This window comes from Acidobacteriota bacterium (assembly GCA_028875725.1).
GTDB lineage: Bacteria > Acidobacteriota > Thermoanaerobaculia > Multivoradales > Multivoraceae > Multivorans.
The window spans coordinates 87,009-100,820 of the sequence record JAPPCR010000015.1 but is presented as its reverse complement, the minus strand read 5'-3'; the positions used below and the strand labels follow the sequence as shown (position 1 = coordinate 100,820).

Below are 13,812 nucleotides of genomic sequence, written 5' to 3'. Positions count from 1 at the left end.
CGACCGCCGCCTCCGGGCTTGTCCGGGGGCGGCGGTTTTCAATTGGCGCGGTTTGTCCACTGCACCGTGCGGCTTGGTAGTAGCATCGCTGCAGGATCAGCGTTCTCGGCACGTTGGGGGAGGACTCATGAGCTATCGCATCCGAATCTGCGCGGCGGGCATTGCCGGACTCCTGCTGGCGGCTTTCCTCTCGGCTCAAGGTTGGGCTGGCCGGGGGCGTCTCAGCGGCACCGTCGAGGACTCCGAGGGCGAGTCCGTCCAAGGGGCGACAGTCAAGCTGACCCTGGACGGCGCCGGACCGGAGGAGGTTCAGACGGACCGCCGGGGCCGGTGGGCAAAGGGGGGCCTGGCGAGCGGCAACTGGATCGTTCTCGTGTCGAAGACGGGCTTCGTTCCCACAGAGCACGAGGTGATGGTCAACGAGTACGCCACCGGCGCGGATCGCCCGGTGTTGAGGACGAACCTCCGCCAGGTCGAGGCGGGCGGCCTGACGGACGACGCGTCGGCCCAGGCGGCGCGCGGACTGCTGGAGCAGGGCAACGGCCTGCTCGCCGTCGAGGACTTCGAGGGGGCGCTCGCGGTCTTCAGCGAAGCCCTGCCGTCCTTGCCGGACGGGGCGAAAGCCTCGGTCCTGGTGATCATCGCGCAGACTCAGGCGCGCCTGGAGCGGGACGACGAGGCGATCGCGAACCTGGAGAAGGCGCTTGCCCTGGCGCCCGAGAACGTGGACGCGCTGCGGCTGATGAGCCGTCGGCTGACCGTTCTCGGCCGATCCGAGGAGGCGCAGCAGTATCTGGAGCGGCTGCCGGAGGACCTGCGCGCCGATCCGGAGATCCTCCTGCGTGAGGGGGTTGATCTCTACAACCAGAACGACTTCGAAGGTGCGGTCGAGAAGCTGACCGCGGCGATCGAGCGCGAGCCGGAGTGGGCCGACGCCTACTACTACCGCGGCCTGGCGAGAATGGCGGCGAGCCAGAACGAGGCTGCCGCCGCGGACTTTCGCAAGCTGCTCGAACTCGTGCCGGACGGCGAAAGGGCCGAGGAGGCGAAGCAGTTCGCGGAGTACCTGGAATCGCTCTGAGACCGTTCGTCGCCCTGTTGCTGACCGCGCTCGCGGTCGCGGCGTGCGAGCCGGCTGCCGATGAGAGTTCGCCGGAGGCGGTCCGCGAGACGGCGTCCTGGCCGCCTACGCCTGCTCCCGGTTTCGCGCGGGACGTCGTTCTGATCACGATCGACACCCTGCGGGCCGACGCGACGGGTTTTGGAGGCAACGCGGCCGCGCCGACCCCGTACCTCGACCGGCTGGCGGCGGAAGGCTGGGTGTTCGAGCGTGCCCACGCCCACAACGTGATGACGCTGCCGTCTCACGCGAACCTGCTGACGGGTCAGTTGCCGTACCAGCACGGAGTGCGGGACAACGCCGGGTTCGTCCTGCCGGAGACAGTCCCGACCGCCGCCGAGGCGTTCCTGGACGCGGGTTTCCGCACCGGCGCCGTGGTGGCCGCCTTCCCGCTGGACGCGCGCTACGGGCTCGACCGGGGCTTCGAGTTCTACGACGACTCCTATCCGGAGGGCTCGACGGTCGGCTTCGCGGTCGCCGAGCGCGGCGGCGCCGAAGTGGTGGCGGCGGCGTCCGCCTGGTGGCGCCGCCACGACGGTGAACGCCGCTTCCTGTGGGCCCACTTCTACGAGCCCCACGCGCCCTACGAACCGCCCGAGCCGTTCGCTTCCCGGTTTCCGGGGGAGCCGTACCTGGGCGAGGTCGCGGCCGCCGACGACCATGTCGGCCGTCTGCTCGCGGACGTGGCGCCGGCGGGCGCGGGGGGTGGTGTGCTGGTCGTCGTGACGTCCGACCACGGCGAGGCGCTCGGTGAGCACGGCGAGGAGACACACGGCCTGTTCGCCTACGACGAGACGCTGCAGGTGCCTCTCGTGTTGTGGGCGAAGGAACTGGCGCCGGCGCGGCACGACCACGCCGTGCGCCATATCGACGTTCTGCCGACGATGCTGGAGGCGGCGGGCGTGGATGCGGAGGCGCTGCCGGAGATGGTGGGGCGCAGCCTGTGGCGCGCGCCGGTGGACGGCCGGTCCACCTACTTCGAGGCGTTGCAGGCGAACCTGCAGCGCGGGTGGGCGCCTCTCCGCGGCGTGATCGCGGAGGCAACGGAGGCGACCGGCGAGGGTGACCGCCGGCTCCTGAAGTACGTTTCGCTGCCGGAGGCCGAGCTCTACGACCTGAACGCCGATCCGGCCGAGGCGAGGAACCTGCACGGCGCCGAGTCCGACGTCGCGTCGCGGCTCGCGGCCCTGCTGCCGGAGGAGTCCGAGTGGCCGCCGGCGGTCGGCGCGGTGAGCGAGGAGGAGCGACGGGCGCTCGAGAGCCTCGGCTACCTCGGTTCGTCCGGCGGCGCGGCCCTTCCCGAGAGCTACGGACCGGAGGACGACCCGAAGCGGCTGGTGGACCTCGACCGGGCGATCCAGGCCTGGTCGGAGGCGTTCCAGGCAGGACGCCATGGGGAGGCGGAGCGGCTCGCCCGCGGGGTGATCGAGCGCCGGCCCGAGATGGGCCTCGGCTACAGGATCCTGGCCCAGGCGCTGCTCGAACAGGGCAAGGTGGAGGAAGCTCTGGGCGTCATGATCGACGCCGAGCGGCGCCGGCTCGCGTCGGCTTCGCTGCACCGTCAACTGGCGCTGACGCTGTCCGAGGTCGGCCGGGCGGCGGACGCGGTCCGGCTGATGGAGCGCTACGCGGATTCCGGCGATCCCGAGGCGCTGAACGTGTTCGGGCTCGTTCTCGCCGAGGCCGGAATGACGGTCCGCGCCCGCGAGATCCTGGAGCGGTCGATCGGGATTGACGAGCGGAATCCGGTGGCGCGGCAGAACCTGGCGCTGGCGGCGCTTCACGCCGGCGACTGGCCGGCTTCCGAGATCGAGGCCCGTGAAGCGCTGGCGCTCAATTCGCAGTTACCGCTCGCCTGGAACTACCTCGGCATGTCCCTGGCCAATCAGGATCGGATCGACGAGGCGTTGGAGGCGTGGCAGAGGTCGGTCGAGGTCGGGCCCGGCGACCTGGACGTGCTCTTCAACCTGGCGACGGTGGCGGCCCGTTCCGGCCGGCGGGCGATCGCCCGCCCGGCGCTCGAGAGGTTCGTTCGCGAGGCGTCGGCGCCCGCCCTGCGCGCGAGGCGCGCGGCGGACCTCCAGACGGTACGGGCTCTGCTGCGCGGCCTTTAGCCGCACACTAGCGCGGCGGAGCGCCGGACTCCGAAGCCCGACCCCGCTCGCGTGCTTCCCGCTGGTCGCGGTCGTAGAGGGCCTGGTACCTCTCCATCTGCGCCCTGGCCTCTTCGGTTCGCCCGAGCTGTCGCAGGACCTGGGCGAGGCCGTAGACCGCCTCGCTGTGTTCGGGCGCCAGCGTCGTCGCCCGGCGGTAGGCAGCTTCCGCCCGCTGCAGCAGGTCCCCGGTTCGCCCGGGCTCCGCTCCGGCGGCGCCTTCCCAGGCCCTGGCGAGCTCCAGTAGCTGCTCGGCATCGGGCTCCGCCAGCGACGTGGAACGCTCAAGCGACTCCGCTGCTCCCATGTACTCCCCGCGCCAGAGCAGGATGCCGCCGAGCAGACGGTGGGGCGCGGGATCGGCCGGTCGCAGCGTCGCGGCCTCCCGGGCATGCAGCAGCGCTTCGTCCGGCTGATTGTCCTCCCACAGCGCGGACGCCAGGGCGATCCGGGTTCCTACGTTCGTGGGATCGAGTTCGACGGCGCGGCGGAGCGGTTCTTCGGCGGCGCGGAAGCGGCGCTCGAGAAGGAGTGCGGCGCCAAGGCGGGCCCAGGCGCCCGGGTCCTCCGGATCGACTTCGATCGCACTGCGGAAGCGATCGACCTCCGGCCCGCCGTCGCTCCCGGTCGCGGGAGGTGCGGTCTGCAACTGGTCGAGGTGCCGTTGGGCCAGTGGGTCGTCTGGGCGAAGTTCTAGAACCGTTCGAAGGTGTCGGGCTGCTTCGTCGTTGCGCCCCTGGCTCATCAACAGGACGGCGAAGTCGGAGAGCGCGGCAATGTGCTGCGGGGAGACCGTCAGCGACTGCCGGAACATCTCTTCGGCCTCGCCCGGTTCCTGCATCGCCATCAGGACGGCGCCGCGTTGGTAGAGCCCGTCCGCGTTCGCCGGAGCCATGTCGAGGGCCCGCTCCACGGCCGCCAGTGCTTCCTCGCGGCGGCCCGCGTGCAGAAGGACGGAGGAGGCGGCGATCGCGGGTCTCGGATCGTCCGGCGCCAGCCGACCCTCCCGGGCGAGGGCCTCCAGGGCCCCCTCCGCGTCGCCGCTTCCGGATCGTTGAAGCGCCAGCCGGATGGCGTGGCCGGTCGGATCGTCGAGGCTTCCCTGTTGGGGATCGGATCGATCCGCCGCGGCAGTGAGATCCCGGAATCGCTGCACGGCTTCCTCGGCCTCTTCTCGCTGGCCGAGAGCGGAGAGCACCTGTCCGAGAGTGCGGAAGGTCTCTGGCACGTTCGGGTCGAGATCCGCCGCGAGACGCAGGAAGGGCAGGGCGCGTTCGGTCTCGCCGGCAGCGTGCAGGAATCGCCCGTAGTCATAGGTCAACTCCCTTGCGAGATCGGTTGAAGCGCCCGCAGGCGGTGTGGCGGTCGCGAGCGGTTCGACGAAAGCCGCCAGCGCGGCGATCGCGTCAGCGGTTCGACCGGCCTGGTAGTAGGCGCGGGCGAGGCGGCCGACAAGCTCCGGATCCTCGGGCGACAGGCGCTCGAGTTGCTGGATCGCTCCGTCCGCCTCGCCGACCAGGAGATAGGCAGTGGCGAGGGCGCTGCGAATGCCTCGCTCCAGGTGCGCCGGAGGAGCCGCGGCCAGCGGCTGGAGTTCGGCCAGTGCGCCCCACGGATCGTCGCGTAGAAGGAGAACCCGGCCGCGGAGCAGTTGTACCTGCTGATCCTCCGGATCCAGGTTCTCGATCAACTTCTCGGCGTCGCGCGGCCGCCCGAGTGCGACCGCACCCCAGGCAGCCGCCATCCGTGCGTCCAGGTCATCGGGGTTCGCGTTGCTCCATGGCCGAAGGTACGGGTAGGCGTCGCCGGCACGACCCAGGCGTCCGATCATCATGCCCAGGGCGCGCAGCGCCGGCGACAGCGGCTCGATCTCGATCGATCGCTGGTAGTAGGACGCGGCGTCCTGGATGCGTCCCAGCGCTTCCGCCGCACGACCGGCGTTGAACAGGGCCGCGGGATCGGGCGGGTCGCGGTCGGCGAGGGGCGCCAGGACCGCGAGCGCCCGTTCCGCGTTCCCCGTCTCGAGAAGAAGCGCTCCGAGTGCTGCGAAGGCGATCTCGGGTGCGCCGGGCTGCTGGACCAGTCCGTCGAGGGCGGCGATCGCGCCGGCGGTGTCTCCCTGCTCGACGAGCGCCATTGCATCGCCCAGTGCGGACGGTACTTCCTGGGCCGCCACTGCACTCGCGGCGATCAAGCTGGGCAGGGCGAGCGCGACGAGTCGTTTGCCTGAGACCCTCATCGTTGGGGATGCTAGCCCCAAAGTCAGCGGACGACGCGGATCCTGGCGTCGGACGGCAGGCGGGCCAGTCGCAGCGTCGCGGCGCCGGGCCACAGAACGTCGAGACTCACGGCCGCGCCGGCCTCTTCCGGCGCCGCGCCGCCGTCGCCGAACGGCACGCCGAAGGACTGGGTCAGGGAGTTCCGCGACAGGTAGGAGGAACCGGCCCGGACCTCCCGGCGCTGCGTTCCCGTCTCCGTGCCCAGCTCCAGCACGGCGCCGATTCCGCGCCGGTTCGCGCTCGCGCGGTCGAACAGATCGACGCGGAGACTACCGCCCAGACGGCCGCTCTCGTTGGCGTAGACCTCCGCGGGGCCGTTGCAGTTCGCGATGGCGAGGTCCAGGTCGCCGTCCAGGTCCAGGTCGGCTGTCGCCAGGCCCCGGCTGACGCCGGCGGCGGAGAGGCCGGCGCCGGGCGCCGGCTGGAAGCGGCCCTCGCGGTACTCGAGGATCTGGTTCGGCTGTGCGTACGTCTCGCGGGGACCTTGCGCGTGCTCGGAGATGTCGTGCAGGACGTGGCCGTTGGCGATTGCCAGGTCGAGGTCGCCGTCCAGGTCGAAGTCGGCGAGGTCGACGCCGAAGCCGACGTACGGTTGCGAAGGCTCGGCGATCCCGGCGGCGAAGCGCCGATCGAGAAAGACGCCGTCGCCGCGGTTCGAGTACAAAGCGTTGGTTTCGCGGTCGAGGTGGGTCACGACGAGGTCGTCGAAGCCGTTTGCGTCGATGTCGCCGACGGCGATGCCCATGCCGGCCTCGGGCTGGCCGCGGTGGGAGAGCGCCGTGCCGGCGAGCAGCGCATCGTCGACGAACCGAAGAGCGTCGTTCCGGGTCCGGTTCAGGAAGTGGAAGTTCGCGTCCATGTCGTTGGCGACGTAGACATCCGGCCGGCGGTCGCCGTCGAGATCGGTGATGACGACGCCCAGGCCGGCGCCGCGCGCACCCTCGATCCCGGTGGCGGCCGTCGCGTCGGCGAAGGTCGCGTCTCCCCGCACGGCGAGCTCGTTGCGGTAGAAGCGGTCCTGAAGGTCCCCGTAGACGTCCGGATGGCAATAGCTTCGCCGGCCGGTTTCCTCCACGCCGCAGACCTTGTTGTTGTCGTAGGCGAAGTCGACGTAGTTCGTCACGTAGAGGTCGAGATCGCCGTCGAGGTCGACATCGCCGAAAGCGGCCGAGGCGCTCCAGGACGGGTCGGCCGCGGCGCCATCGGCGGGCGCCGGGCTGAAGCTGCCGTCGCCATCGTTGAGCCACAGACGGTTCGGGCCGAAAGCGGTCAGGTAGAGGTCGGGGTCTCCGTCGCCGTCGACGTCACCGGCCGCGGCCCCCATGCCGTAGCTGTCGAGGTGCAGCCCGGAGGTCTCGGTGACGTCCGTGAACCGGCCGCCGTCGTTGCGCAGCAGGGTCGTCGCGCCCGGTTCGCCGCCGTAGGGCTCGGGTTGGCCGCTGTCGACGAACAGGAGATCGTCGTCCCCGTCGCCGTCGTAGTCGAAGGCGACGACGCCGCCGCCCAGGGTCTCGATCATGAAGAAGTCGCCGCCGGCGCCGTTGCGGTGGCGGAAGTCGACCCCCCAGGCGTCGGCCGCGTCGACGAAACGGATTCCGCCGCCTGCCGCCGGCTGCTGGGCGGGAGCCGCGAGCGCCGCTCCGAGAACGATCAGGGCTGGAACCACGGCTCGCGGACCGGCTCGCCGGCCAGGTAGGAATCGAGACGCTGGCGCTGGCCGTCGGTGGGCACTCCGCCCTGACGCTCGACTTCGGTGATGAGCTGGCTCTGGAGCGCCGCGGCGCGGTCGAAGTCGCCGACCTCGGCCAGGGCCATGGCGAGCGTCTCCGCGTGCTCCACGCTTGGCCGGTCGGTCATCAGGCGCTGCGCGATGGCGAGCGCCTCGCCACCGTTTCGGACCTGAGCATCGGGACTGGCGGCGAGGAGGCGCGCCAGCAGGGTGTCGAGGTGCTCCGCTGCTGCCGCCACGTCGTCGCCTGAGCTGGCGACCGCACGCCGGGCGCTTGCCAGCGCTCCCCGCGCCGCCGGGTAGCGGCGGGCGAGGATGAGGGCCATCGCGCGGTCGCGATGCCAGCCGGAGTTCGACGGGTCCTGAACGAGCGCGCGGGCGAAGTGTCCCGCCGCTTCCGGGAAGCGCTCCTGCTGTCCGAGCAGGCGGCCCAGCAGGACGTGAGCTTCGGCGAAGTCCGGGTCCAGTTCCAGGGCTTCGCGCAGGTGCGACTCGGCTTCCGCGTCGTCGTCGCCGGCAGGACGTCTACCGATCGTTTCCGCGGCCTCCGCTTCCAGTAGCGCCGCCAGACGATAGTGGGCCTCCGACCGCTCCCGGGAAGCGCCCGGCGCGGCCTCCAGGACCCGGTTCAGGGCTTTCCTGGCCGCTTCCACGTTGCCCTCGGCTTGCCGGGCCGCGCCGAGGGCGAGCTGGGCCGCCGGCAGGGCGGCGTCGACCGCCAGGACGGCGGTGAGTACCTCGATCGCGTCGTCCGTCCTGCCGAGACGGGCCAGCGCGTCGCCCCATCGCGTCCTGGCGTCCAGGTCGTCCGGGTCGATCTCCGTTGCCCGCCGGAAGTGGCGTTCAGCCTCCTCCATGTCATTCCGTTCGGCCAGCATCAGCGCCAGGTTGAAGCGGGGTTCCCGGTACTCGGGGTCGAGGGCGATCGCCTCCCGCAGGCGTTCCTCGGCGGCCGGCTTGTCTCCGAGGTCTATGAGAGCCATGGCGACGTTGAAGAGGGTCTCGGGATCGTCCGGCAAGGCGCGGAGCGCCGCTTCAAACGCCGCGAGGGCGAGCGCCGGCTCACCGGTGCGCATCGCCTCGGCGCCGCGCGCGAAGATGGCCCTGCGGCTCACATTGAGCGCCTGCATCGCCGAGTAGAGGGGATCGGCGTAGCTGATCGGGATCTGCCTGTTCCGCGCCAAGTGATCCGCCGCCTCTTCCCGGCGTCCGAGACGTCTCAGGGCGAGCCCGATCCGGTGGTGGATGGCGGAGCCCTCGGGCTGTCCGTCGAGCGCTTTCGTGAAGTGCTCGAGCGCTCGCTCGAAGCTGCCGGCCTCGAACTCCACACGACCGAGACCGGCAAGGGCCGCCGAGTTGTTGGGGTCGAGTTCGAGAATGCGGCGGCATTCCTCCGCTGCCTCCTCGGAGCGGTCAAGGTCCAGCATCGCGTAGGCGCGCCGCGTCCTTGCTGCGAGATCCTCGGGCGCGAGCTCGAGAACTTGGTCGAGCGCCGCGACGGTGCCTTCGTCGTTACCGTCGTACGTGTTGGCGATAGCGCGGTAGTAGGGCCAGCGGGCGTCCGTCGGGTCGAGCGTTTCGGCGTTGTTCAGCGCGGGTCGCGCGATCCGCCAGAAGTCGTAGACGAGGTAGAGCTGGCCCATGTGCCCGAAGGCGGCCGCGAGTTGAAGGCGATCCGTACCGGGTTCCTCGAGCAGACGGTCGAGCGCATCGCGGGCGGCGCGCAGTTGTTCCTGGACGGGCTGCTCGTAGTCGTCGGTACGCGGCCGGTCGAGCGGAAGAAGCTGTGGCTGGGCGTTGCCCGCTCCAGGTGGGAGCACGAGGGCGGCGGCAAGGGCAGCGGTGACGACCCCCGTGGCGATGGGCCTGTCGCGCCTCGGGCGGCGGATCGCCGGCGCTGGCGTCACGGCGTTGCGTCCGCCGTCGCCGGCGAGCCTTCGCCCCGCACGAGAATGACGTAGCTGCCGGCGTTTGCGATCTGGAAGTTCTCGGTGGCGCCGTCGGTCCAGCGTGCGATCAGTGTCGGCGGGGCGCCGGTCGGGGCGGCGACGATCACCCGCGGATCGTTGGCCGAGGCGTAGGAACCGTCCGTATGAAACCGGCGCCAACTCCGGGCCGTGTCGCCGTACTGGACACCCAGCCAGGCGCCCAGGGCGCGGCGGCCGAGCGCCGCCTCTCCGGCAGGCGGCAGTCGGAGCTCGACGCCCACCCAGGCGCGTATGTCCGGTGCGCCCTCGTTGATCAGCACCCGAACCGGTCCGCCGTTGTTGACGACCACCAGGTCCGGGTCGCCGTCGTTGTCCAGGTCGCCCCGGGCAACGCCGCGGCCGACCTCGGACACCGCCGGTCGTTCGAAGCCCGGGACTTCTTCGAAGCGGCCGTTCCCGAGGCCGCGAAAGAGCTGGTTGGGCTGTTTCAGAGGGTGTGGGTCACCGGTTCGGAGTTGCTCCTCGATCCGCTTGACGGCGCCGTTGGCCACGTAGATGTCGAGTTCGCCGTCGAGGTCGTAGTCCAGGGCGGCGGCGCCGAAGCCGGTGTAGACGAAGCTCGCCTGCCCGAGGCCGCTGCGGCGGGTGCGATCGTCCCAAAGCCCGCCTCCCTCGTTGAGGTAGAGCGTGTTCGTCTGGTGCTGGAGGTGGGTCATGAAGAGGTCCACGAGACCGTCGCCGTTGAAGTCCTCGGCGAGCACCCCCATGCTTGCCTCGGGCTGTCCTTCGGCGTCGACGGCCGCGCCGGCCAGGACCGCGTCGTCCAGGAGGGACGCGCCGCCCTCGTTCAACAGCAGGGCGTTCGGGCTCTGGTCGTTGGCGACGTAGATGTCCGTCGTGCCGTCGCCGTCCAGGTCGGTCGCCACCGTGCCGAGGGTGGGGCGTTTAAGGTCGGCGATCCCCAGACGAAACGTCCAGTCCTCGAAGACGCCGTCGCTGCGGTTGCGCAGGACCCGGTTCGGTTCGTCCCGGTAGGCCTTCGGACCGCAGTAGTCGAGGAGGCCCTGCGGCGAGCTGCAGGTCTTGTGGATCGCGACCCGGAACTCCACGTAGTTGCCTACGAAGAGGTCGAGCAGTCCGTCGGCGTCGAGGTCGAAGAAGCTGGCCGCGGCGCTCCAGCGAGGGTCCGCGGTGTTGCTGCCGGTGGTGATGTTCGTGAAGCGGATCGAGCCGGACCCGGAGTCGTTGCGCCAGAGTTCGTTGGGTCCGAGGTTCAGGATGTAGAGATCCGGGTCGCCGTCGTTGTCGATGTCGCCGACGGTCACACCCATCCCGTAGCCGCGAGCATCGAGGCCGCTCTTCTCCGTGATGTCCGTGAAGCGGAGTTCGCCGGTGTCCAGGTCGTTGCGGTACAGCCGGTCCCTGGGGAGGTTTGCGGCGTCGGGTGCGGCCGCGTCGCTGGCCGGCGCGAGCCGGTGACCCTGGCCAAGGTAGAGGTCCAGGTCGCCGTCACCGTCGGCGTCGAACAACGCCGCACCGCCGCCCATGTTCTCGGCGAAGTAGAGCTCGCCGGTCATGCCGTTGTCGTGGACGAAGTCCACGCCGAGTTCCGCGGCCCGGTCCACGAAGACGGGCACTCCCTCCTCGGCAGCGACCGACCCAGCGATTGCGGCGGTTGCCAGGGTGAGCGTGAGCGCCGGGGCTGGGGCGTTCCGGAACACCGGCACGGTCAGACCAACGCCACCGGCGCCGCCGTCCGCGGCGCTCCGGCGCGGGCTGTTCGTCCATACCCCAGGTTGTCGAGCACGTCCTCGGTGGTGTGCCCGGGCACGACGTCGCACACGAAGCCGCCGTCGTCGCCGTCGTCGATCAGGAGTTCGGTCGCTTCAGGCAGGACGCAGTGCTTGCTGCCGCGCACGCCGCCAAGCATCTCCTGATAGGCGCCGACGGAAAAGAAGCCCACGTACAGCGGCGTTTCGTCGAGCTCAGCCGCAGCAACCTGCGGGAGGAAGAGCGGCACGACGCTGCCGCGGGGAGGGTAGACGTCGTCCCGGTCACAGGTGATGCCGCCGAGGCGGACGCGCTGGAAGGAACGGTCGAGGTGGTTGAGCGGCAGGCAGATGAAGTGCTCGCCCAGCGCCCACGTGTCCGGGAACGAGGTCATGATCGAACCGTCGACGAGATACCAGGGAGGTCCGGCCTCGTTCGCCTTGACCGCGATGACCCGGAACAGGTGCACCGCGTGCTCGGACACGGTGTAGCGTCCGAACTCGCCGATCAGCGCCGGTGGTCTCGTGCCTTGGCGGGCACAGACGTCAAGCGCCTTCCGTAGCAGGAGGCGCGCGAAGCGGTCGTAGTCGAAGCCGTCGCCCAGGGTGGTTCGGCCAGGCACGCCGCCGCCGAAGTCGAAGAAACGAAGGTGCCGGTGGTCGTGTGCGAGGCGCGCGAAGAGGTCCAGGGCTGGCTCGAGGGCCTCGACGAACTGTTCCTCGCTGTCGCTCGGGGCGCCGAACATCGCGTGCAGGAGGACGAAGCGTGCGCCCGGTGTCCGGTCGATCTCGAAGGCCAGTCGCTCCAACTCGCCGGCATCCACGCCGAAGCGCGAATCCCGATCGGCGCCGGCGTCGCGCTGCGTTCGCTTCAGCCGGATGCCGAAGTCGAAGTCCACGCCACGGCCGGCGAGGAAGCCGAGTTCAGCGGAGTCCTCGAGAATCGGAATCAGGCGGCGGTGTTCGCGGCGGAGCGCCAGCAGGTTCCGCGCGTAGGCGCTGCGCGGTCCCTTGAAACCGTTGGCGAGCACCATCCGATCTTCCGGTAGCAGGCCGGCCCGGATCATGCGGCGGGCGATCTCCACGTCGACGTCGGACGACATCTCGTGGTGGGCGCCGCCGGTCAGGGTCGAACGGACGATCTCCTCCGCCGTGTTCGCCTTCGAGGCGAAGGCGAAGTGGAACGGGGCCGGGTAGCCGAGCTCCTCGATCGCGCGGCGAAAGCAACTGCCCATCGCCACCACCTGGGCGCGGATGTTCGGCAGGAAGGCGATCTCCAGAGGGCTGGGCATGGCGTCGTCGGGGAGACCGGCGGCGGGAGATCGGTCGCCCTCGAAGAACGCGGCGAGATCCAGGCCGTGTGCCTGCAGTCTGCCTCCGCGCTCCTCGAGAAAGGCGTTGAAGCGGTAGCCCTCGGGTACCGGCGCCGGGGACGGCCAACCGATCCTGCAGGCGACGGAAGGCGGCGCGTGAGTAGAGTCCATGGCGTCCCCTGGGGACCATTCTAGTCGTCAGTGAACCGTATCCTTGACGTATGGTGGAGGCGCTCAGAAAGCAGGCTGCGGAGATCTTCCTGAAGGGCGTCGCGGCCGCCGATCCGGCGGCCTCGACCGCTTCGGCGATTCGCGGCCTCGACCTGCGAGCCAAAGCGGGTGGCCGCGTCGCGGTGCTGGCGGTTGGGAAGGCGGCGTTCGGGATGACCCGAGCCGCGATCGAGGTGCTTGGCGACCACGTACGGCCTGCCGACGTGTTGGTCGTTACTCACGACGAGGCGAAGCGCCTTGGCCACTTCGATGCTCTGCGATCCGGACATCCGCTGCCGGACGAACGCGGTCAGGCCGCCGCGAGAGAGGTTGAACGGCGCGCCGCGGAGCTGGGTGCCGGCGACCTGGCCCTGGTCCTGATCTCGGGCGGCGCTTCCGCGCTCCTGCCGGCGCCGGCGGCGGGAATCTGCCTGGACGACAAGCTCGAGACAACCCGCCAGCTTCTTCTGAGCGGTGCCACGATCCACGAACTGAACGCGGTGCGCAAGCACCTGTCGACGACCAAGGGTGGCGGGTTGCTGCGCCAGTTGCGCTCGGCCCGGGTGGTAACGCTGGCTTTGTCTGACGTGATCGACGACGACCCTTCCGTGATCGGCAGCGGTCCGACGGCGCCCGATCCGTCGACGTTCGAAGATGCCCTCGCCGTGCTGGTACGTCGTGGAGTAGCCGGAACTTGCCCGACGCCAGTACGCGAGCGGCTGGAGGCGGGCGCTCGCGGCGAACTGGAAGAGACGCCGAAGCCGGGCGATCCCGTTCTCGACGGAACGACCTACCGCATTGTCGGCGGCAACCGGACCAGCGTCCGGGCGATGGGCGCGGTCTGCGGCGCCGAAGTCGATCCTGAGCCGCTTGAAGGCGAGGCGCGCGAAGCCGGCGCCGTGCTGGCAAGGCGCTTCGCTTCGGCTCCGCCGCCAGCGTACGTTGCCGGAGGCGAAACCACGGTCACGGTGCGCGGCGCCGGCAAGGGCGGCCGCAGCCAGGAGCTGGCCCTCGCCTTTGCACTGGAAGCGGCGAAGGGCCCGCTCGCGGACCGCTCCGACTGGGTCTTCCTCGCCGCCGGCACGGATGGCCGCGACGGCCCCACGGACGCGGCGGGCGGCATCGTCGACGCGGCGACGGTCACGCGCATCCGGACGGCCGACATCGACCCGGTTGCCGCGATGGCGGAGAACGACTCCTACGGTGCCCTCGACGCGGCCGGCGCGTTGCTTCGCATCGGCGCGACGGGCACGAATGTTGCAGATGTCGTCGTGTTCCTGTCGAAGGCGTAAAGTGCTCGGGGCCGAAGGT

Annotated in this window: 8 protein-coding genes; 3 read left to right on the top strand and 5 right to left on the bottom strand. The window is 70.5% G+C overall.

Features of this window, described 5'->3' with window-relative positions; translation table 11 throughout:
- Positions 1-127: 127 nt before the first annotated feature.
- Together OXI49_12075 and OXI49_12070 are read left to right on the top strand one after the other, a co-directional pair.
- Entirely contained in the window at positions 128-1,081 is a 954-nt protein-coding gene (locus tag OXI49_12075) for a tetratricopeptide repeat protein (protein MDE2691243.1), read from the top strand.
- A 17-nt stretch (positions 1,082-1,098) separates the two neighbouring features.
- The gene (locus OXI49_12070; GenBank protein ID MDE2691242.1) at positions 1,099-3,234 is read left to right on the top strand and encodes a sulfatase-like hydrolase/transferase; all 2,136 of its coding nucleotides are present in this window, start codon (positions 1,099-1,101) and stop codon (positions 3,232-3,234) included.
- Positions 3,235-3,241: 7 nt separating this feature from the next.
- Here the strand turns inward: OXI49_12070 and OXI49_12065 are convergent, their stop codons facing one another.
- The 5 genes from OXI49_12065 to OXI49_12045 form a co-directional block, all read right to left on the bottom strand.
- Positions 3,242-5,512 (bottom strand): tetratricopeptide repeat protein, encoded by a 2,271-nt coding sequence (locus tag OXI49_12065; protein MDE2691241.1) that lies wholly within the window; start codon positions 5,510-5,512, stop codon positions 3,242-3,244.
- 23 nt (positions 5,513-5,535) lie between these two features.
- The gene (locus OXI49_12060; protein MDE2691240.1) at positions 5,536-7,218 is read right to left on the bottom strand and encodes a CRTAC1 family protein; all 1,683 of its coding nucleotides are present in this window, start codon (positions 7,216-7,218) and stop codon (positions 5,536-5,538) included.
- Positions 7,203-9,188, bottom strand: a complete 1,986-nt coding sequence (locus OXI49_12055) for a tetratricopeptide repeat protein (GenBank protein MDE2691239.1) — start codon at positions 9,186-9,188, stop codon at positions 7,203-7,205. The genes OXI49_12060 and OXI49_12055 overlap by 16 nt, the downstream gene beginning before the upstream one ends.
- Positions 9,185-10,846: a VCBS repeat-containing protein gene (locus OXI49_12050; GenBank protein MDE2691238.1), complete on the bottom strand. Its 1,662-nt coding sequence runs from the start codon at positions 10,844-10,846 to the stop codon at positions 9,185-9,187. The genes OXI49_12055 and OXI49_12050 overlap by 4 nt, the downstream gene beginning before the upstream one ends.
- A 92-nt stretch (positions 10,847-10,938) precedes the next feature.
- A complete protein-coding gene (locus tag OXI49_12045) occupies positions 10,939-12,462 on the bottom strand; it encodes a hypothetical protein (protein ID MDE2691237.1) in 1,524 nt (507 codons plus the stop codon).
- A gap of 50 nt (positions 12,463-12,512) precedes the next feature.
- Here OXI49_12045 and OXI49_12040 point away from each other — a divergent pair, with 50 nt between their 5' ends.
- Complete coding sequence (locus OXI49_12040) at positions 12,513-13,793, top strand: DUF4147 domain-containing protein (GenBank protein ID MDE2691236.1); 1,281 nt, start codon at positions 12,513-12,515, stop codon at positions 13,791-13,793.
- Positions 13,794-13,812: the final 19 nt, after the last annotated feature.

Coding starts and splice junctions, on each gene's coding strand:
- OXI49_12045 (MDE2691237.1), bottom strand. CDS start 12,462: ATGGACTCTACTCACGCGCCGCCTTCCGTCGCCTGCAGGATCGGTTGG.
- OXI49_12040 (MDE2691236.1), top strand. CDS start 12,513: ATGGTGGAGGCGCTCAGAAAGCAGGCTGCGGAGATCTTCCTGAAGGGC.
- OXI49_12065 (MDE2691241.1), bottom strand. CDS start 5,512: ATGAGGGTCTCAGGCAAACGACTCGTCGCGCTCGCCCTGCCCAGCTTG.
- OXI49_12075 (MDE2691243.1), top strand. CDS start 128: ATGAGCTATCGCATCCGAATCTGCGCGGCGGGCATTGCCGGACTCCTG.